Here is a 19,183-nt window from a genome sequence, read left to right on the forward strand (position 1 = left end):
GTCAGAAAAGAGAAGATTGTTGTGGAATTGCCGGCGCATCGCCGAGGTCGGGGAGGGCGGCGCGAAGCGTATTCCACAGGGTATCGACCAGCTCCGGCGCCTGAGCAATATCCGGCGTGTGCAGGAACAGGTAGGGCGTGGTGGTCTGCTGCCACAGCGGCAACTTTTCCAGCCATGGCGTAAACATCGCCAGATTTTGCGCCATGTTGTCGCTGCCGATAAAGCGCACCATCGGCTGGCTGGCGGTGACGACGGCGTGTACCGGCACTTTGGGCTTTTTGCGCTGAGCTTCTATCACGGCTGCGTTATGTGCCACTGCGGCATGCACCGGGCGGCTATCGAGGATAACGCGGTTAACGCCACGTTCGTGCAGGCCGCGGTTCAGCAACCGTTCTTCCTCGCCTTTACTGAAAAAGCCGGGATGGCGCACTTCCACACCGTAATGAAAATCTTTCGGCAGACCATCGAGAAAAGCCCATAGCGCGGGAAGATCGCGCGGGCCGAAGGTTGCGGGAAGCTGCAACCAGTACTGGCCGATACGCCCGGCGAGCGGCGACAGGCGTTGGAAAAATTCCTGCGTGAGATCGTCACACTGGCGAAGCGCGGCCTGGTGTGAAATGGTTGCCGGAAATTTAAAGCAGAAGCGAAAATGATCGTCCGTTTGCGCCTGCCAGCGGGCGACGATCTCGGCTTTAGGCAGGGCGTAGAGGGTCGTATTGCCCTCCACACAGTTAAAATGACGGGCATACTGTTCAAGGCTGGTGATACCCAGGCGCACCCATTTCGGATGCGACCATTGGGGAAGCCCGACATAAATCATAGCGCGGCCAGGATCGCTTCGGTGCTGCGAACGCGCGCAATGCGCGGGAAAATATAGGACAGGCTGCTCTGATGCTGATCGTTGTTAAACGCGCTGCACGCGTCTTCGGCTATGACCAGGTTAAAGCCCAGCTCCCAGGCGTTACGCGCGGTCGACTCCACGCCGATATTGGTTGAGATCCCGCACAGGATGATGTTCTCAATACCGCGACGACGCAGCTGCATTTCAAGGTCGGTACCGTAAAATGCGCCCCACTGGCGTTTAGTCACTTCGATATCGCTGCCCTGTTTACCCAGCGCGGCCGGGTAGGTCCACCAGTTATCCGGCAGCGCTTTTGCCGGGGCCGGGGCGTCAACCGGCTGCTTTAACGCTTCGCCAAAATCGGCGGACCAGCCCACGCGAACTAACACCACCGGCGCGGCGACGGCGCGGCATTTCTCGGCCAGACGCGCCGCGCGTGCGACCACGTCGTCAGCGGTATGCGGGCCGCCGGCAAAGGGCAGAATGCCTTCCTGCAGGTCAATCACCACAAGGGCGGTTTTTTTGGCGTCTAAATTCAGCATGGAGTTCCTCGGTATACGGGCTATGGGGAGCATACCTTACAATCGTCGCCAGGTTATTGAACGGATAAATATTGTTAATTTTTGTGAGCGGGGGCAATAAGCGTTCAGCAAACAGGCGTATAAACAGCTGCGGACTTATCGTGGGCGAGAATTTCCAGTATAATAGCCCCCTTTTTTCATCCAGTAGTGACATTCAGCTAAAGCTGCGACAGTAACGCCTGCACGGCAGGCGACAATCCGCCGACGGCTAAGTTAAGGGATATCTCATGCGTACAGAATATTGCGGACAGCTTCGACAGTCCCACGTTGGGCAGCAGGTGACTCTGTGTGGTTGGGTCAACCGCCGTCGTGATCTCGGTAGCCTCATTTTTATCGATATGCGCGACCGTGAAGGCATCGTTCAGGTGTTCTTCGATCCGGATCGTGCGGATGCGTTGAAGTTAGCCTCTGAACTGCGTAATGAGTTCTGCATTCAGGTTACCGGCACCGTTCGCGCGCGTGATGAAAAGAACATCAACGCGGACATGGCGACCGGCGCTATCGAAGTGCTTGCTTCTGACCTGACGATCATTAACCGTTCAGAATCGCTGCCGCTGGACTCAAACCATGTCAACACCGAAGAAGCGCGTCTGAAGTACCGCTACCTCGACCTGCGTCGTCCGGAAATGGCTCAGCGCCTGAAAACCCGCGCGAAAATCACCAGCTTCGTGCGCCGTTTCATGGACGATCACGGTTTCCTCGATATCGAAACCCCGATGCTGACCAAAGCGACCCCGGAAGGTGCGCGCGACTACCTGGTACCGTCCCGCGTACATAAAGGTAAATTCTACGCGCTGCCGCAGTCTCCTCAGCTGTTTAAACAGCTGCTGATGATGTCCGGCTTCGACCGCTACTATCAGATCGTAAAATGCTTCCGTGACGAAGACCTGCGCGCCGACCGTCAGCCGGAATTCACCCAGATCGACGTGGAAACCTCCTTCATGACCGCACCGCAGGTGCGTGAAGTGATGGAAGCGCTGGTGCGTCAGCTGTGGCTGGAAATCAAAGGTGTCGATCTGGGCGATTTCCCGATCATGACCTTTGCTGAAGCCGAGCGTCGCTATGGTTCCGATAAACCGGACCTGCGTAACCCGATGGAACTGGTTGACGTTGCCGATCTGGTGAAAGACGTTGAGTTTGCGGTCTTCTCCGGCCCGGCGAACGATCCGAAAGGCCGCGTTGCCGCACTGCGCGTACCGGGCGGGGCGTCTCTGACCCGTAAGCTGATTGACGAATACGGCAACTTTGTGAAGATCTATGGCGCGAAAGGCCTGGCCTACATCAAAGTGACCGAACGTGCTAAAGGCATGGAAGGCATCAACAGCCCAGTGGCCAAATTCCTGACTGCGGACATCGTGGAAGCGATTCTTGAACGTACTGGCGCGCAGGATGGCGACATGGTGTTCTTCGGCGCCGACAATAAAAAAGTGGTGGCCGATGCGATGGGCGCGCTGCGCCTCAAGCTGGGCAAAGATCTTAACCTGACTGACGAGTCCATGTGGGCGCCGCTGTGGGTTATCGACTTCCCGATGTTTGAAGACGACGGTGAAGGCGGCCTGACCGCGATGCACCACCCGTTCACCTCGCCGAAAGACATGACCGCCGATGAGCTGAAAGCAGCGCCGGAAGATGCCGTGGCGAATGCTTACGACATGGTCATCAACGGCTATGAAGTGGGCGGCGGTTCCGTGCGTATCCACCGTGGCGATATGCAACAGACCGTGTTCGGTATTCTGGGCATTAACGAACAGGAACAGCGTGAGAAATTCGGCTTCCTGCTCGACGCCCTGAAATACGGCACGCCGCCGCACGCGGGCCTGGCGTTTGGTCTGGACCGTCTGACCATGCTGCTGACCGGCACCGACAACATCCGCGACGTTATCGCTTTCCCGAAAACGACCGCGGCTGCCTGTCTGATGACCGAAGCACCAAGCTTCGCGAACCCGGCTTCGCTGGGTGAACTGGGTATTCAGGTTATTGCGAAAGAGCCGAAAGAGTCGGCGGAGAATAAGTAACATGTCATTCAAGCGACCCGTTTCTATTCTGGTGGTCATTTACGCCCAGGACAGTAAACGGGTGCTGATGTTGCAGCGACGCGATGACCCTGACTTCTGGCAGTCGGTCACCGGCAGTATAGAGGAAGGGGAAACCGCGTCGCAGGCCGCCATGCGTGAAGTAAAGGAAGAGGTCACCATTGATGTTGTGTCTGAGCAACTGACCTTGATGGACTGTCAACGCACGGTGGAGTTTGAAATTTTTCAACATTTACGTCATCGCTATGCCCCTGGCGTCGAACGCAATACGGAATCGTGGTTCTGTCTTGCGCTTCCTCACGAACGGGAAGTGGTGTTCACCGAACACCTGGCTTACCAATGGCTCGATGCGCCCGCTGCGGCGGCGCTCACCAAGTCGTGGAGCAACCGGCAGGCGATTGAAGAATTTGTCATTAACGCTGCCTGAAAGGGCATAGTTTTTTGGAGATATTTTTATGGCAGGTCATAGTAAATGGGCCAACACCAGACATCGTAAAGCCGCGCAGGATGCGAAGCGCGGCAAAATCTTCACCAAGATCATTCGTGAGCTGGTGACGGCGGCCAAACTGGGCGGCGGCGATCCGGATGCGAACCCACGTCTGCGTGCAGCGGTAGATAAAGCCCTGGCCAACAACATGACGCGCGATACCCTGAACCGCGCTATCGCGCGCGGTGTGGGCGGTGATGAAGATTCCAACATGGAAACCATCATCTATGAAGGCTACGGTCCTGGCGGCACCGCGGTGATGATTGAGTGCCTGTCTGACAACCGTAACCGTACCGTTGCGGAAGTACGTCATGCGTTCAGCAAAACCGGCGGCAACCTGGGTACCGACGGTTCTGTCGCGTATCTGTTCAGCAAAAAAGGCGTGATCTCCTTTGAACAGGGCGACGAAGACGTCATCATGGAAGCGGCGCTGGAAGCCGGTGCTGAAGATGTGGTGACCTTCGACGACGGCGCGATTGACGTCTATACCGCGTGGGAAGAGATGGGTAAAGTGCGTGATGCGCTGGAAGCGGCTGGTCTGAAAGCCGACGCGGCGGAAGTGTCCATGATTCCATCGACCAAAGCCGATATGGATGCGGAAACAGCGCCGAAGCTGATGCGTCTGATCGACATGCTGGAAGACTGTGACGACGTTCAGGAAGTCTATCACAACGGCGAAATCTCTGACGAGGTTGCTGCTACCTTAGAATGAGGTGGTTTAACGCTGACATAACAGGAGAGGCGTGATGTCTATTATTCTCGGCATTGACCCGGGGTCACGCATCACCGGTTATGGTGTCATTCGCCAGGTGGGTCGCCAGTTGACCTATCTTGGCAGCGGATGCATCCGCACTAAAGTTGACGATCTGCCGTCGCGTCTGAAGCTGATTTACGCAGGCGTGACGGAGATCATCACGCAGTTCCAGCCGGACTACTTCGCTATCGAGCAGGTCTTTATGGCGAAAAACGCCGATTCGGCGCTCAAACTAGGGCAGGCGCGCGGCGTGGCGATTGTAGCCGCCACCAACCAGGAACTGCCGGTTTTTGAGTATGCGGCTCGCCAGGTCAAACAGACGGTGGTGGGTATCGGTAGCGCGGAAAAAAGCCAGGTACAGCATATGGTGCGAACGCTGCTCAAGCTGCCCGCCAACCCGCAGGCGGATGCCGCGGATGCGCTGGCGATTGCCATTACCCATTGCCATGTCAGCCAGAATGCCATGCAGGTGAGCGATGCAAGGCTGAATTTAGCGCGTGGACGGCTGCGATAATCACAAATGAGGCTGGATAAATATCCAGCCTTTTTTTATGATAGTACATTATCTTTCCAGCCCTTAACGCAGGAGCGTCATGTGATAGGCAGACTCAGAGGCATCATTCTCGAAAAACAACCCCCGTTGGTCCTTCTGGAGACCGGCGGCGTCGGCTATGAAGTGCATATGCCCATGACCTGTTTTTACGAGCTGCCGGAGGCCGGGCAGGAGGCGATCGTCTTCACCCACTTTGTGGTGCGTGAAGATGCCCAACTGCTGTACGGCTTTAACAACAAACAGGAACGGACCCTGTTTAAAGAGCTGATTAAAACCAACGGCGTCGGCCCGAAGCTGGCGCTGGCCATCCTGTCGGGCATGTCGGCGCAGCAGTTTGTCAACGCGGTGGAACGTGAAGAGCTTGGCGCGCTGGTCAAGCTGCCGGGGATTGGCAAGAAAACCGCCGAGCGCCTGATTGTCGAAATGAAAGACCGCTTCAAAGGGCTGCATGGCGATCTGTTTACCCCTGCCGCCGATCTGGTGCTGACTTCTCCTGCGGGGCCGGAGAGCGACGACGCCGAGCAGGAAGCGGTTGCCGCGCTGGTGGCGCTGGGCTATAAACCTCAGGAAGCCAGTCGGATGGTGAGCAAAATCGCCCGTCCGGACGCCAGCAGTGAAACATTGATCCGCGAAGCGCTCCGCGCGGCGCTATGAGGTAAAGGATGATTGAAGCAGACCGTCTGATTTCCGCTGAAAGCACGTTGCCAGAAGATGTGGCAGACCGTGCGATTCGGCCAAAATTACTGGAAGAGTATATCGGCCAGCCGCAGGTGCGTTCGCAGATGGAAATCTTCATCCAGGCGGCGAAGCTGCGCGGCGACGCGCTGGATCATCTGCTGATCTTCGGCCCGCCGGGCCTTGGGAAAACGACGCTGGCAAACATTGTTGCCAATGAAATGGGCGTTAACCTGCGCACCACCTCTGGCCCGGTGCTGGAGAAAGCGGGCGACCTGGCGGCAATGCTCACCAACCTTGAACCGCACGATGTGCTGTTTATCGACGAGATTCACCGCCTGTCGCCGGTTGTGGAAGAAGTGCTCTATCCGGCAATGGAAGACTACCAGCTGGATATCATGATTGGCGAGGGCCCGGCTGCGCGCTCAATTAAAATCGATCTGCCACCGTTCACCTTGATTGGTGCTACCACCCGCGCGGGTTCGCTGACCTCACCGCTGCGCGATCGTTTCGGTATCGTCCAGCGTCTGGAGTTCTACCAGGTGCCTGATTTGCAGCACATCGTCGGGCGTAGCGCCCGCCATATGGGGCTGGAAATGAGCGACGAAGGTGCTCTGGAGGTTGCCCGTCGCGCGCGCGGTACGCCGCGTATCGCTAACCGCCTGCTCCGGCGCGTGCGCGACTACGCTGAAGTCAAGCATGACGGCACTATCTCGGCCGACATCGCCGCGCAGGCGCTGGATATGCTGAACGTCGACGCCGAAGGCTTTGACTATATGGACCGCAAGCTGCTGCTGGCGGTGATTGATAAGTTCTTTGGTGGGCCGGTTGGGTTGGACAACCTGGCGGCGGCAATCGGTGAAGAGCGCGAAACCATTGAGGACGTGCTGGAGCCGTATCTGATTCAGCAGGGTTTTTTGCAGCGTACCCCGCGTGGGCGCATCGCAACGACGCGCGCGTGGAGCCACTTTGGCATCACGCCGCCGGAAATGCCTTAGCAATGCAACACCTGATGGCGCTTCGCTTATCAGGCCTACCATTCTGTAGGCCCGGTCGGCGAAGCGCCACAGAGCAAATCAGGCGGCCGCTTTGCGGGTCATGCTCAGGATAAACAGCAGCGCCGCGCACAGCACGACGGAAGGCCCGGCCGGCGTATCGTAAAACGCCGAGAAGGTCAGCCCACCCGTTACCGCAATCATCCCTACCACGACGGCAATACCCGCCATTTGTTCCGGCGTACGCGCAAAACGTCGCGCCGTCGCCGCGGGGATAATCAGCAGTGACGTAATAATCAACGCGCCGACAAACTTCATCGCCACGCCGATGGTCAGCGCCGTCACCAGCATCAGCAGTAGTTTAACCCGCTGGAGCTTCACGCCGTCGACAAACGCTAAATCCGGGCTGATGGTCATCGACAGCAGGCTGCGCCACTGCCAGAACAAAATACCCAGCACCACGATGACGCCGAGCGCAATCGAGATCAGATCCTGCGGCGTAACCGCTAGCAGATCGCCGAACAGGTAGGCCATCAGGTCGACGCGGATATTCGACATCAGGCTGACGACCACCAGGCCGAGCGACAGCGCGCTGTGCGCCATAATGCCGAGAAGCGTATCCACCGCGAGGTGAGGGCGCTTCTCTAGCCACACCAGACCACCGGCCAGCAGCAGCGTGACGGCGATGACCGCATAGAAAGGGTTAACGTCCAGCAGCAGGCCGAACGCCACTCCCAGCAGCGAGGCATGGGCGAGGGTATCGCCAAAGTAGGACATCCGGCGCCAGACGACAAACGAGCCCAGAGGGCCCGCCGCGCATGCCAGCATCATTCCGGCCAGCCAGCCGGGAAGTAAAATTTCAATCATGACTGCCCATTTCCCCGACGAAGAACGATACGGCCCTGTAAATCATGGCGGTGGTTATGCTGATGACGGTAAATCCCCAGCTGTTCGGCGCCGCGCGGGCCAAACATGGAGATAAATTCCGGATGCATGGAGACCACGTCCGGCGTGCCGGAGCAGCAAATATGATGATTGAGACACAGCACATCGTCGGTTTTCGCCATCACCAGATGCAGATCGTGCGACACCATCAGCACCGCGCAGTTAAGCTCCTGGCGAAGCTGATTAATCAGATCGTATAGCGCCACCTGGCCGTTGACGTCAACGCCCTGGGTGGGTTCATCCAGCACCAGCAGCTGAGGCTTGTTTAACAGCGCACGCGCCAGCAGAACACGCTGGGTTTCACCACCGGAGAGCTTCTGCATCGGTGCATCCTGCAGGTGCCCGGCCTGTACGCGCATCAGCGCGGGCAGAATATCTTCTTTGCGCGTTGCCGGGTGCAAGCGTAAAAAACGCTTGACGGTAAGCGGTAATGTCGCGTCAAGGTGGACCTTTTGCGGTACGTAGCCTACGCGCAGCTGTTTTTCACGCACGACCACGCCTTCGCTGGGCGGCACGAGGCCCAACACCACGCGCACCAGCGTCGACTTACCCGCGCCGTTCGGGCCAAGCAGCGTCAGAATGCGCCCTGGCTTGAGATTCAGTGAGATGTCGGAGAGCACCCGGCGCTGGCCGAAGCTGACGGAGACATTTTGCAGCGATACAAGATTCGTCATAGCAATTAGGGGTTGCACAAGATAGTGAATGTTATAATATCACACATCACTTATTCATTTCGATTATCAGACGCATTATGTTACAGAAAAATACGCTTCTTTGCGCAGCCTTATCAGCCGCGCTTTTGGGTACCGCCGTACCGCGTGCGGATGCTGCCGTTGTCGCCTCACTTAAACCATTAGGATTTATCGCTTCCGCGATTGCCGATGGCGTTACCGAGACCCAGGTTTTACTGCCTGACGGTGCGTCTGAACATGATTATTCATTGCGCCCATCTGATGCAAAACGCTTACAGAACGCGGACTTAGTGGTGTGGATTGGTCCAGAGATGGAAGCGTTCATGGACAAGTCAACGCAAAGCATTGCCGACGGCAAAAAAGTCACCATTGCCCAGCTTGATGGTGTGAAACCGTTGCTCATGAAAGGGAGTGATGATGACGATCATGATGCTGCTGAAGCGGGTGACGGTGAACACGCCCACGGCGAAAAAGGTGACGCACATCACCATCATGGTGAATACAACATGCACCTGTGGTTATCCCCAGAGATAGCGCGGCTTTCGGCGGTTGCAATCCATGACAAATTAGTGGACCTTATGCCCCAGAGTCGAGCCCGGCTTGACGCCAACCTGAAGAATTTTGAGGCTAATCTGGCCACGGTCGATAAGCAGGTGGCAAATGAGCTGACGCCGGTAAAAGGAAAGGGCTATTTCGTTTTTCATGATGCCTATGGCTACTTCGAAAAACACTACGGTTTGACGCCGCTTGGGCACTTCACCGTTAACCCTGAAATTCAACCTGGTGCGCAGCGTTTACATCAAATAAGAACACAGTTGGTTGAGCAAAAAGCAACCTGCGTTTTTGCTGAGCCACAATTCAGGCCCGCTGTCGTTGAATCTGTCGCGCGGGGAACCAACGTTCGCATGGGAACGTTAGATCCTCTAGGCACGAACATTCAGTTGAGCAAAGAGAGCTATCCAGCATTTCTGACTCAGCTGGCGACCCAGTATGCGAGCTGCCTGAAAGGAGATAAGTAAGGAAGTGAATACGTGCAGCAGATAGCCCGCTCTGTCGCCCTGGCATTTAACAATTTGCCGCGACCCCACCGCGTTATGCTGGGGTCACTCACCGTTCTCACACTGGCCGTCGCCGTTTGGCGGCCGTATGTTTACCACCCCAATTCTTCACCGGTTGTTCGCACCATCGAGCTGGAGAAAAAAGAGATTCGCTCTCTGCTACCGGAGGCCAGCGAACCGATTGACCAATCCGCGCAGGAAGACGAAGCGATTCCTCAGGATGAACTGGACGACAAAGCCGATAACGAAACGGGCGTGCATGAATATGTGGTATCCACGGGCGATACCCTAAGCAGCATCCTGAACCAGTACGGCATTGATATGGGCAACATCAGCCAGCTTGCTGCGGCTGATAAAGACCTGAAAAATATGAAGGTGGGCCAGCAGCTCTCCTGGACCTTGAACGATGATGGCGATCTCCAGCGTTTAACCTGGGAAATGTCGCGTCGTGAAACCCGCACCTACGATCGCGTTGCAAACGGTTTCAAAATGAGCAGCGAGATGCAGCAGGGCGACTGGGTTAATAGCTTGATCAACGGCACCGTCGGCGGCAGCTTTGTCTCCAGCGCGACCAGCGCCGGGTTAACCAGCGCGGAAGTGAGCGCGGTGATCAAAGCCATGCAGTGGCAGATGGACTTCCGTAAGCTGAAAAAAGGCGATCAGTTCTCGGTGCTGATGTCGCGCGAAATGCTCGACGGCAAGCGTGAACAGAGCCAGCTTCTTGGCGTGCGTCTGCGCTCCGACGGTAAAGACTATTACGCTATTCGCGCTGAGGACGGTAAATTCTACGATCGTAGCGGCACCGGGTTGGCGAAAGGCTTCCTGCGCTTCCCGACCGCGCGTCAGTTCCGCGTGTCGTCTAACTTTAACCCGCGCCGCCTGAACCCGGTGACCGGCCGCGTTGCGCCACACCGCGGCGTTGACTTTGCGATGCCGCAGGGGACGCCAGTGCTGGCCGTCGGTGACGGAGAAGTGGTGGTGGCGAAGCGTAGCGGTGCAGCCGGCTACTATGTGGCGCTGCGTCACGGTCGTACCTACACCACGCGCTATATGCACCTGCGTAAGCTGCTGGTGAAACCGGGACAGAAAGTCAAACGCGGCGATCGTATTGCGCTTTCCGGTAATACCGGTCGTTCAACCGGCCCGCACCTGCATTATGAAGTGTGGATTAACCAACAGGCGGTTAACCCGCTGACGGCGAAATTACCGCGTACCGAAGGGCTGACCGGCTCAGACCGTACCGACTATCTGGCGCAGGTGAAACAGGTTCTGCCGCAGCTGCGTTTTGACTAGTTTCGACTAAGAAGTATGCGTTCAGAGCCGACGTCACTATGGCGTCGGCTTTTTCTTTTGTGCGAAGCATTCTGCCTCGCTACACTATTTGATTATTCGCACCGACCCGATAATTCGAACCTGGAACAGGCATGGAAACGAAAAAAAATACCAGTGAATATATTCCCGAGTTTGAGAAATCTTTCCGCCATCCTCAATACTGGGGTGCCTGGTTAGGCGTGCTGGCATTTGCGGGGATCGCTTACGTACCGGCAAAAATTCGTGACCCTATTCTGGGTAAGCTCGGTCGCCTGGCGGGTAAATTTGGCCGCAGCGCTCGCCGTCGTGCTCAGATCAATCTGCTGTATTGCTTCCCGGATAAAAGCGAAGCCGAGCGCGAAGCCATTATTGATGAGATGTTTGCCACCGCGCCGCAGGCAATGGTCATGATGGCCGAACTGGCGTTGAAAGGGCCTGAAAAAATTCTGCCGCGCCTCGACTGGCAGGGGCAGGAGATTATCGATGAACTCCGCGCCAATGGCGAAAACGTCATTTTCCTGGTACCGCACGGCTGGGGTGTGGATATCCCGGCAATGGTGATGGCCTCGCAGGGGCAAAAAATGGCGGCGATGTTCCATAATCAGGGCAACAAAGTCTTCGACTACGTCTGGAACACCGTTCGTCGTCGTTTTGGCGGTCGTCTGCACGCCCGTAACGACGGCATCAAGCCGTTTATTCAGTCCGTCCGTCAGGGCTACTGGGGCTACTATCTGCCGGACCAGGATCACGGCCCGGAGCACAGCGAGTTCGTGGATTTCTTTGCTACCTATAAAGCCACGCTGCCGGCGATTGGCCGTCTGATGAAGGTGTGCCGCGCGCGCGTGGTGCCGCTGTTCCCGGTTTATGATGGCAAAACGCATCGTCTGACCATTCTGGTTCGACCACCGATGGATGACCTGCTGGAAGCGGATGACAACACCATTGCGCGTCGAATGAACGAAGAGGTGGAGATTTTCGTTGGGCCACATACTGAGCAGTACACGTGGATCCTGAAGCTGCTGAAAACGCGCAAGCCGGGTGAAACCGAGCCGTATCAGCGTAAAGAACTCTATCCAAAGAAAAAGAAATAGCCCCGTAGCCCGTCCGAGCAATGCGACGACGGGGCGGCACCGAGCCTTTCCAGCGGCGCTACGCTTGGCCGGGCTACGCAGATAAAAAAACCGGACATCGTCCGGTTTTTTTATCGCGAGAATAACTTACTCAACGGTCAGAATACGCGTGGTGTTGGTTGAACCCACGGTGCTCATCACGTCGCCCTGGGTCACGATAACCAGGTCGCCAGACATCAGATAGCCTTTATCACGCAGCAGATTTACCGCGTCGTGTGCCGCCGCAACGCCGTCACATTCGCTGTCGAAGAAGACTGGCGTCACGCCGCGGTACAGCGCTGTCAGGTTCAACGTACGCTCATGGCGGGACATCGCGAAGATAGGCAGCCCGGAGGTGATACGTGAGGTCATCAGCGCGGTACGGCCGGACTCGGTCATGGTGATGATGGCGGTCACGCCTTTCAGGTGGTTAGCCGCATACATTGCTGACATGGCAATCGCTTCTTCCACGTTGTCGAACTGCACGTCCAGACGGTGTTTAGAAACGTTGATGCTGGGGATCTTCTCTGCGCCCAGGCAAACGCGCGCCATGGCCGCTACGGTTTCAGATGGGTACTGGCCTGCTGCAGTTTCTGCTGACAGCATGACCGCATCGGTACCGTCCAGCACGGCGTTGGCCACGTCCATAACTTCCGCACGGGTAGGCATTGGGTTGGTGATCATTGACTCCATCATCTGGGTCGCGGTAATCACGGAACGGTTCAATTGACGAGCGCGACGAATCAATGCTTTCTGGATGCCTACCAGCTCCGGGTCGCCGATTTCAACGCCGAGGTCACCACGGGCAACCATCACCACGTCGGACGCCAGGATGATGTCGTCCATCGCGTCCTGGCTGCAGACGGCTTCCGCACGTTCCACTTTGGCAACGATTTTCGCATCGCAACCCGCTTCACGGGCCAGGCGGCGAGCGTAGTTCAGGTCTTCGCCGCAGCGCGGGAAGGAGACGGCCAGGTAATCAACGCCAATTTTGGCGGCCGTGTGGATGTCCGCTTTATCTTTGTCGGTCAGAGCTTCTGCCGAGAGGCCACCGCCTAACTTGTTGATGCCTTTGTTGTTGGAAAGCGGGCCGCCCACGGTCACTTCGGTGAACACCTTCATGCCCTGGATTTCCAGTACTTTCAGCTGTACGCGGCCATCATCGAGCAGCAGGATATCGCCCGGTACCACGTCGGCAGGCAGACCTTTGTAGTCGATGCCCACTTTCTCTTTATCGCCTTCACCTTTGCTTAGGTTGGCGTCGAGCAGGAATTTATCGCCGATGTTGAGGAAAACTTTGCCTTCTTTGAAGGTTGATACGCGAATTTTTGGTCCTTGCAGATCGCCAAGGATGGCTACATGGCGCCCCAGTTTTGCTGCAATTTCGCGGACTTTGTCGGCACGTAGCTGATGATCTTCAGGCGTACCGTGAGAGAAGTTCATACGGACGACGTTAGCGCCGGCGGAAATGACTTTCTCAAGGTTGTTGTCGCGATCGGTTGCTGGGCCTAACGTGGTGACGATCTTGGTTCTGCGAAGCCTTCTGGACATGTAATACTCCGTTGACTAGTACAACTCAGGTGTTGCGTGAACAGGAATTCGGCAATATGCCAATAATGCGTTACCGAATGCTTAAATAAATGACGCTTTTTTATCGCTTTTAGTGATTATCGCTGTGTGTCGATAGTTCTTTATCAAACCGCGATTCCTTTAACGCTTCTTTGACTCGCTTCAAGTTATCCCTGAATTTTGCTCCACGGCGCAGGGTAAAGCCGGTTGCCAGCACATCAATGACGGTGAGCTGGGCCAGCCTCGACACCATGGGCATATAAATATCGGTATCTTCAGGAACGTCCAGCGTGATAGCGAGGGTGGCCTCTCTGGCCAGCGGCGTCCCTGAGGAGGTGATGGCAATGACCATAGCATCGTTTTCACGCGCCACCTGCGCAACCTCAACCAGACTCTTGGTCCTGCCGGTATGGGAAATCAGCACCACAACGTCGTCATCGCTGCAATTCATACAGCTCATTCGTTGCAAAACAATGTCATCGGAATAGATAACCGGCACGTTAAAGCGGAAAAACTTGTTCATGGCGTCATGCGCCACGGCGGCGGAGGAACCCAGCCCGAAAAAGGCGATTTTCTTTGCCTGAGTCAGCAGGTCGACGGCGCGATTCACCGCCGACATGTCGAGCGACTGACGCACGTGGGCGAGGCTGGCCATCGCTGACTCAAAAATTTTTGCCGTATACGCCTCGACGCTGTCATCCTCATCTACATTACGATTAACATACGGTGTACCGTTGGCCAGACTTTGGGCAAGATGCAGTTTAAAATCAGGAAAGCCTTTGGTTTCCAGGCTGCGGCAGAAGCGGTTAACGGTCGGTTCGCTTACCTCAGCTTCCAGAGCGAGGGCGGCAATGCTTGAGTGGATTGCCTGTTCGGGGGCCGCCAGAATAACTTCCGCGACTTTTCGCTCGGATTTGCTAAGGTTTTCCAGCTGGGACTGGATTCTTTCCAGCATGTTCATCGTGACAAGGTGCTCATAGATTGAAACGATTCCATTAATGGGTGAAATCTGCAGGCGTTTTAGCAAGAATATACGCTTGAAGCGGAATGAAAAGTGAAGAGTAACAGCAAAAGATGTTGTTTTTTTTCATTACATGATCGGTGTCGTATTTTAACCGACGCCCTTCAGGCGAAAGAACGAACAAAACTGTCGCATTGCCTAAGCGTCGTTGCCCTGCTGGTTCCGAATTGTGCGATCGGCGGCGCTGAAAGGCGTTAAAGGGTTTCGGCAATTTCGTAAACACAGTACAGTGCACCGTAAGAAAATTACAACGATATCCGTGATTTTCCGGGGAAACCCGGGCGATAACGGGGAGATAGCCTGGCATAGAACCGGGAATATAAACTGAGGAGAATGACATGGCGGTAACGCAAACGGCCCAGGCATGCGATCTGGTCATTTTCGGCGCGAAGGGCGATCTTGCCCGCCGGAAACTGCTGCCTTCCCTGTACCAGCTTGAAAAAGCCGGCCAGATTAATCCGCAGACGCGGATTATCGGCGTAGGCCGCGCCGACTGGGATAAAGCGGCATACACCAAAGTTGTCCGTGAAGCGCTCGAAACCTTTATGAAAGAAAAAATCGATGAAGGTTTGTGGGACACCCTCAGCGCACGTCTTGATTTCTGCAACCTCGATGTCAATGATGCCCCGGCATTTGCGCGTCTTGGCGAGATGCTCGATCAAAAAAATCGCACCACCATCAACTATTTCGCGATGCCGCCAAGCACGTTTGGCGCCATCTGCCGCGGCCTGGGCGAAGCGAAGCTGAACGCCAAACCGGCGCGCGTGGTCATGGAAAAACCGCTGGGTACTTCACTGGAAACTTCACGTGAGATCAACGACCAGGTCGGTGAATACTTTGAAGAGTGCCAGGTTTACCGTATTGACCACTATCTGGGTAAAGAAACGGTACTGAACCTGCTGGCGCTGCGCTTTGCTAACTCCCTGTTTGTGAATAACTGGGATAACCGCACCATCGATCACGTGGAAATCACCGTCGCCGAGGAAGTTGGCATTGAAGGCCGCTGGGGTTACTTCGACCAGGCCGGTCAAATGCGCGACATGATCCAGAACCACCTGCTGCAAATTCTGTGCATGATTGCGATGGCGCCGCCGTCCGATCTGACCGCCGACAGCATTCGTGATGAGAAGGTGAAAGTCCTGAAGTCGCTCCGCCGTATCGACCGCAGCAACGTGCGTGATAAAACCGTTCGCGGTCAGTACACCGCCGGATTTGCCCAGGGCCAGAAAGTGCCGGGCTACCTCGAGGAAGAGGGCGCGAACAAGTCCAGCAGCACGGAAACCTTCGTCTCTATCCGCGTAGATATCGACAACTGGCGCTGGGCGGGCGTGCCGTTCTACCTGCGTACCGGTAAACGTCTGCCGACCAAATGCTCTGAAGTCGTCGTTTACTTCAAAAACCCTGAACTGAATCTGTTCAAAGAGACCTGGCCTGAACTGCCGCAGAACAAGCTGACCATTCGTCTGCAGCCGGACGAAGGCGTGGATATTCAGATCCTTAACAAGGTGCCGGGGCTTGAGCACAAGCATAACCTGCAGGTGACTAAGCTGGATCTGAGCTACTCGGAAACCTTTAACCAAACGCACCTTGCCGATGCTTACGAACGCCTGCTGCTGGAGACGATGCGCGGTATCCAGGCGCTGTTCGTACGCCGCGACGAAGTGGAAGAAGCCTGGAAGTGGGTTGACTCCATTACTGAAGCGTGGGCAAGCGACAACGACGCGCCGAAACCTTACCAGGCAGGGACCTGGGGGCCGGTTGCCTCTGTGGCGATGATCACCCGCGACGGCCGTTCCTGGAACGAGTTTGAGTAAGGCGTCGCTGTAATCCGGAAGAGTTATTTTACCGGTAACATGATCTAACACAGCAAGTCGTGCTTTTTTTACCCATTTAAGCCCCGGGAGGATTCACCCCCGGGGCTTTTTTTATTACACTGCGGGCAGACCTTTGCCTCTGAGCTGCGCTATTCGGGCATTTATCTCTTAATCAGATCAATAAATAAACCGCAGTAGGTCGTAGCCTGGACAGAAAAATTTTAAGGAGCCTTTATGAACTCTGTAATGTTACGGGTAACAAATCGCATTATCGAACGCTCTCGCGACACGCGCGCGGCTTATCTCGCACGTATCGAGCAGGCAAAAACTGAAACGGTTCACCGCTCCCAGCTTGCCTGTGGCAACCTGGCACACGGTTTTGCTGCCTGTCAGGCAGACGATAAAGCGTCGCTGAAAAGCATGTTGCGTAACAATATCGCGATCATTACCTCCTATAACGACATGCTGTCGGCCCACCAGCCGTACGAGCATTACCCGGATATCATCCGTAAAGCGCTGCACAGCGTGAACGCGGTCGGGCAGGTTGCTGGCGGCGTTCCGGCAATGTGCGACGGCGTCACTCAGGGTCAGGACGGGATGGAACTTTCGCTGCTTAGCCGTGAAGTGATCGCCATGTCCGCCGCCGTTGGCCTGTCTCACAATATGTTTGACGGCGCGCTATACCTCGGCGTGTGCGATAAAATCGTCCCGGGGCTGGCGATGGCTGCGCTCTCCTTTGGCCACCTGCCGTCTATCTTCATCCCATCAGGCCCGATGGCCAGCGGTCTGCCAAACAAAGAAAAAGTCCGTATCCGCCAGCTTTATGCGGAAGGCAAGGTGGATCGCAATGCGCTGCTTGAATCAGAAGCCGCGTCCTACCACGCACCGGGTACCTGTACTTTCTATGGTACCGCCAACACCAACCAGATGGTGATTGAGTTCATGGGCATGCAGCTGCCGGGTTCTTCGTTTGTCCACCCGGACGCCCCGCTGCGCGCCGAATTGACCGCTGCGGCGGCACGCCAGGTCACGCGTATGACCGGCAACGGCAACGAATGGATGCCGCTGGGTAAAATGATTGACGAAAAAGTGGTGGTCAACGGTATCGTTGCTCTGCTGGCGACCGGCGGCTCAACGAACCACACCATGCATCTGGTGGCGATGGCACGCGCGGCGGGCATTATCATCAACTGGGACGACTTCTCTGAACTGTCTGACGTTGTACCACTGATGGCGCGTCTGTATCCGAACGGCCCGGCAGATATCAACCACTTCCAGGCGGCTGGCGGCGTACCGGTGATGGTACGTGAACTGTTGAAAGGCGGCCTGCTGCACGAAGACGTGAATACCGTCGCCGGTTTTGGTCTGTCCCACTACACCATGGAACCGTGGCTCAATAATGGCAAACTGGACTGGCGTGAAGGCGCAAACGCCTCGCTGGACGACAGCATCATCGCCAGCTTCGACAAGCCGTTCTCTAAACACGGCGGCACCAAAGTGCTGAGCGGTAACCTTGGCCGCGCGGTGATGAAAACCTCTGCAGTGCCGGTGGAAAACCAGATTATTGAGGCACCGGCCGTGGTCTTTGAAAGTCAGCACGATGTTCTGCCGGCCTTTGAGGCGGGTCTGCTGGATAAAGATTGCGTGGTGGTTGTGCGTCATCAAGGACCAAAAGCGAACGGCATGCCAGAATTACATAAACTTATGCCGCCACTTGGTGTATTATTGGACCGCTGTTTCAAAATTGCGTTGGTCACCGATGGACGACTGTCCGGTGCATCCGGTAAAGTGCCGTCAGCGATTCACGTCACCCCTGAAGCCTATGATGGTGGCCTGCTGGCGAAAGTCCGCGACGGTGACATGATTCGCGTGAACGGTCAGACCGGCGAGCTGACGCTGCTGGTTGATGACGCTGAGCTGGCCGCGCGTCAGCCGCATATTCCCGATCTGAGCGCCTCGCGCGTGGGGACAGGCCGTGAACTGTTTGGCGCATTACGGGAAAAACTGTCCGGCGCAGAGCAGGGCGCAACCTGTATTACCTTTTAAGTTGACACGTTTTGTAGATCTGGCGAGAGAATAATTCTGATGAAAAACTGGAAAACAACTGCAGAAGCAATCCTGACCACTGGCCCGGTAGTGCCGGTCATCGTGGTGAAAAAGCTTGAGCACGCCGTACCGATGGCGAAAGCACTGGTTGCTGGCGGCGTACGCGTACTGGAAGTGACGCTGCGTACAGAGTGCGCAATGGACGCTATCCGCGCGATTGCGAAAGAAGTGCCGGATGCTATCGTGGGCGCGGGTACCGTGACCAACGCACAGCAGCTGAAAGAAGTGACCGATGCGGGCGCGCAGTTTGCTATCAGCCCGGGCCTGACCGATGAGCTGCTGAAAGCGGCAACCGCGGGTACTATTCCGCTGATCCCGGGTATTAGCTCCGTTTCTGAACTGATGCTGGGTATGCAGCACGGCCTGAAAGAATTCAAATTCTTCCCGGCTGAAGCGAACGGCGGTGTGAAAGCGCTGCAGGCTATCGCAGGTCCGTTCTCTCATATCCGTTTCTGCCCGACTGGCGGCATCTCTCCGGCGAACTACCGTGACTATCTGGCGCTGAAAAGCGTACTGTGCATCGGCGGTTCCTGGCTGGTTCCGGCCGACGCGCTGGAAGCTGGCGACTACGATCGCATCACCAAACTGGCTCGCGAAGCGGTTGAAGGCGCGAAACTGTAAGGTGTTTGCCTTACCCGG

At 56.2% G+C, this 19,183-nt stretch carries 17 protein-coding genes and 1 pseudogene; 12 read left to right on the top strand and 6 right to left on the bottom strand.

Annotation, left to right across the window (positions count from 1 at the left end; translation table 11 throughout):
* Nucleotide 1: 1 nt before the first annotated feature.
* Nucleotides 2–820, bottom strand: coding sequence for a DUF72 domain-containing protein (locus H7R56_RS09675; protein WP_106927791.1), 819 nt, complete (start codon nucleotides 818–820; stop codon nucleotides 2–4).
* Entirely contained in the window at nucleotides 817–1,383 is a 567-nt protein-coding gene (locus H7R56_RS09680; RefSeq protein WP_106927789.1) for a hydrolase, read from the bottom strand. The genes H7R56_RS09675 and H7R56_RS09680 overlap by 4 nt, the downstream gene beginning before the upstream one ends.
* A gap of 266 nt (nucleotides 1,384–1,649) precedes the next feature.
* Between H7R56_RS09680 and aspS the strand changes: the two genes are divergently transcribed.
* The 6 genes from aspS to ruvB all read left to right on the top strand — a co-directional run bounded on the left by aspS (nucleotide 1,650) and on the right by ruvB (nucleotide 6,922).
* Complete coding sequence (aspS, locus tag H7R56_RS09685) at nucleotides 1,650–3,437, top strand: aspartate--tRNA ligase (protein ID WP_106927787.1); 1,788 nt, start codon at nucleotides 1,650–1,652, stop codon at nucleotides 3,435–3,437.
* 1 nt (nucleotide 3,438) lies between these two features.
* Nucleotides 3,439–3,882: a dihydroneopterin triphosphate diphosphatase gene (nudB, locus tag H7R56_RS09690; RefSeq protein WP_106927785.1), complete on the top strand. Its 444-nt coding sequence runs from the start codon at nucleotides 3,439–3,441 to the stop codon at nucleotides 3,880–3,882.
* Nucleotides 3,883–3,910: 28 nt separating this feature from the next.
* The gene (locus tag H7R56_RS09695; RefSeq protein WP_106927783.1) at nucleotides 3,911–4,654 is read left to right on the top strand and encodes a YebC/PmpR family DNA-binding transcriptional regulator; all 744 of its coding nucleotides are present in this window, start codon (nucleotides 3,911–3,913) and stop codon (nucleotides 4,652–4,654) included.
* A gap of 34 nt (nucleotides 4,655–4,688) precedes the next feature.
* On the top strand, nucleotides 4,689–5,210 hold the full coding sequence (ruvC, locus tag H7R56_RS09700; RefSeq protein ID WP_106927781.1) for a crossover junction endodeoxyribonuclease RuvC: 522 nt from the start codon (nucleotides 4,689–4,691) through the stop codon (nucleotides 5,208–5,210).
* A gap of 81 nt (nucleotides 5,211–5,291) precedes the next feature.
* The gene (ruvA, locus tag H7R56_RS09705; RefSeq protein ID WP_064544698.1) at nucleotides 5,292–5,903 is read left to right on the top strand and encodes a Holliday junction branch migration protein RuvA; all 612 of its coding nucleotides are present in this window, start codon (nucleotides 5,292–5,294) and stop codon (nucleotides 5,901–5,903) included.
* Between the two features lie 8 nt (nucleotides 5,904–5,911).
* Entirely contained in the window at nucleotides 5,912–6,922 is a 1,011-nt protein-coding gene (gene ruvB / locus H7R56_RS09710; RefSeq protein ID WP_106927779.1) for a Holliday junction branch migration DNA helicase RuvB, read from the top strand.
* A 78-nt stretch (nucleotides 6,923–7,000) separates the two neighbouring features.
* On the opposite strand, the gene znuB is transcribed toward ruvB, so the two are convergent.
* Nucleotides 7,001–7,786 carry a zinc ABC transporter permease subunit ZnuB gene (znuB, locus tag H7R56_RS09715; RefSeq protein ID WP_106927776.1) on the bottom strand — a complete coding sequence of 262 codons (786 nt, stop codon included), beginning with the start codon at nucleotides 7,784–7,786 and terminating at the stop codon, nucleotides 7,001–7,003.
* Nucleotides 7,783–8,538: a zinc ABC transporter ATP-binding protein ZnuC gene (znuC, locus tag H7R56_RS09720; RefSeq protein ID WP_106927774.1), complete on the bottom strand. Its 756-nt coding sequence runs from the start codon at nucleotides 8,536–8,538 to the stop codon at nucleotides 7,783–7,785. Before znuC ends, znuB begins: the two co-directional genes overlap by 4 nt.
* A 77-nt stretch (nucleotides 8,539–8,615) precedes the next feature.
* Between znuC and znuA the strand changes: the two genes are divergently transcribed.
* The 3 genes from znuA (at nucleotide 8,616) to lpxM (ending at nucleotide 12,016) form a co-directional block, all read left to right on the top strand.
* Complete coding sequence (znuA, locus tag H7R56_RS09725) at nucleotides 8,616–9,575, top strand: zinc ABC transporter substrate-binding protein ZnuA (protein ID WP_106927772.1); 960 nt, start codon at nucleotides 8,616–8,618, stop codon at nucleotides 9,573–9,575.
* 12 nt (nucleotides 9,576–9,587) lie between these two features.
* Nucleotides 9,588–10,907: a murein DD-endopeptidase MepM gene (gene mepM, locus H7R56_RS09730; RefSeq protein ID WP_106927770.1), complete on the top strand. Its 1,320-nt coding sequence runs from the start codon at nucleotides 9,588–9,590 to the stop codon at nucleotides 10,905–10,907.
* Nucleotides 10,908–11,038: 131 nt separating this feature from the next.
* On the top strand, nucleotides 11,039–12,016 hold the full coding sequence (gene lpxM, locus H7R56_RS09735) for a lauroyl-Kdo(2)-lipid IV(A) myristoyltransferase (RefSeq protein ID WP_106927768.1): 978 nt from the start codon (nucleotides 11,039–11,041) through the stop codon (nucleotides 12,014–12,016).
* A gap of 126 nt (nucleotides 12,017–12,142) precedes the next feature.
* Here lpxM and pyk read toward each other — a convergent pair whose 3' ends face one another.
* The gene (pyk, locus tag H7R56_RS09740) at nucleotides 12,143–13,585 is read right to left on the bottom strand and encodes a pyruvate kinase (RefSeq protein ID WP_106927766.1); all 1,443 of its coding nucleotides are present in this window, start codon (nucleotides 13,583–13,585) and stop codon (nucleotides 12,143–12,145) included.
* A gap of 109 nt (nucleotides 13,586–13,694) precedes the next feature.
* A pseudogene (locus H7R56_RS09745) lies at nucleotides 13,695–14,599 on the bottom strand (MurR/RpiR family transcriptional regulator).
* A gap of 363 nt (nucleotides 14,600–14,962) precedes the next feature.
* On the opposite strand from H7R56_RS09745, the gene zwf reads away from it, so the two are divergent.
* The 3 genes from zwf (at nucleotide 14,963) to H7R56_RS09760 (ending at nucleotide 19,165) form a co-directional block, all read left to right on the top strand.
* Nucleotides 14,963–16,438 carry a glucose-6-phosphate dehydrogenase gene (gene zwf / locus H7R56_RS09750; RefSeq protein WP_106927762.1) on the top strand — a complete coding sequence of 492 codons (1,476 nt, stop codon included), beginning with the start codon at nucleotides 14,963–14,965 and terminating at the stop codon, nucleotides 16,436–16,438.
* Nucleotides 16,439–16,672: 234 nt separating this feature from the next.
* The gene (edd, locus tag H7R56_RS09755; RefSeq protein WP_182928593.1) at nucleotides 16,673–18,484 is read left to right on the top strand and encodes a phosphogluconate dehydratase; all 1,812 of its coding nucleotides are present in this window, start codon (nucleotides 16,673–16,675) and stop codon (nucleotides 18,482–18,484) included.
* 39 nt (nucleotides 18,485–18,523) lie between these two features.
* Nucleotides 18,524–19,165: a bifunctional 4-hydroxy-2-oxoglutarate aldolase/2-dehydro-3-deoxy-phosphogluconate aldolase gene (locus H7R56_RS09760; RefSeq protein ID WP_106927758.1), complete on the top strand. Its 642-nt coding sequence runs from the start codon at nucleotides 18,524–18,526 to the stop codon at nucleotides 19,163–19,165.
* Nucleotides 19,166–19,183: the final 18 nt, after the last annotated feature.

Origin of the sequence: Klebsiella sp. WP3-W18-ESBL-02 (assembly GCF_014168815.1) — a bacterium.
Classification (GTDB): Bacteria; Pseudomonadota; Gammaproteobacteria; order Enterobacterales; family Enterobacteriaceae; genus Kluyvera; species Kluyvera ascorbata_B.

Bases quoted from the DNA above. Each gene is read 5' to 3' on its own strand.
- zwf (WP_106927762.1), top strand. From the start codon at position 14,963: ATGGCGGTAACGCAAACGGCCCAGGCATGCGATCTGGTCATTTTCGGC.
- H7R56_RS09760 (WP_106927758.1), top strand. From the start codon at position 18,524: ATGAAAAACTGGAAAACAACTGCAGAAGCAATCCTGACCACTGGCCCG.
- H7R56_RS09680 (WP_106927789.1), bottom strand. From the start codon at position 1,383: ATGCTGAATTTAGACGCCAAAAAAACCGCCCTTGTGGTGATTGACCTG.
- znuB (WP_106927776.1), bottom strand. From the start codon at position 7,786: ATGATTGAAATTTTACTTCCCGGCTGGCTGGCCGGAATGATGCTGGCA.
- nudB (WP_106927785.1), top strand. From the start codon at position 3,439: ATGTCATTCAAGCGACCCGTTTCTATTCTGGTGGTCATTTACGCCCAG.
- lpxM (WP_106927768.1), top strand. From the start codon at position 11,039: ATGGAAACGAAAAAAAATACCAGTGAATATATTCCCGAGTTTGAGAAA.
- pyk (WP_106927766.1), bottom strand. From the start codon at position 13,585: ATGTCCAGAAGGCTTCGCAGAACCAAGATCGTCACCACGTTAGGCCCA.
- ruvB (WP_106927779.1), top strand. From the start codon at position 5,912: ATGATTGAAGCAGACCGTCTGATTTCCGCTGAAAGCACGTTGCCAGAA.
- znuA (WP_106927772.1), top strand. From the start codon at position 8,616: ATGTTACAGAAAAATACGCTTCTTTGCGCAGCCTTATCAGCCGCGCTT.
- edd (WP_182928593.1), top strand. From the start codon at position 16,673: ATGAACTCTGTAATGTTACGGGTAACAAATCGCATTATCGAACGCTCT.
- H7R56_RS09695 (WP_106927783.1), top strand. From the start codon at position 3,911: ATGGCAGGTCATAGTAAATGGGCCAACACCAGACATCGTAAAGCCGCG.
- znuC (WP_106927774.1), bottom strand. From the start codon at position 8,538: ATGACGAATCTTGTATCGCTGCAAAATGTCTCCGTCAGCTTCGGCCAG.
- aspS (WP_106927787.1), top strand. From the start codon at position 1,650: ATGCGTACAGAATATTGCGGACAGCTTCGACAGTCCCACGTTGGGCAG.
- ruvC (WP_106927781.1), top strand. From the start codon at position 4,689: ATGTCTATTATTCTCGGCATTGACCCGGGGTCACGCATCACCGGTTAT.
- H7R56_RS09675 (WP_106927791.1), bottom strand. From the start codon at position 820: ATGATTTATGTCGGGCTTCCCCAATGGTCGCATCCGAAATGGGTGCGC.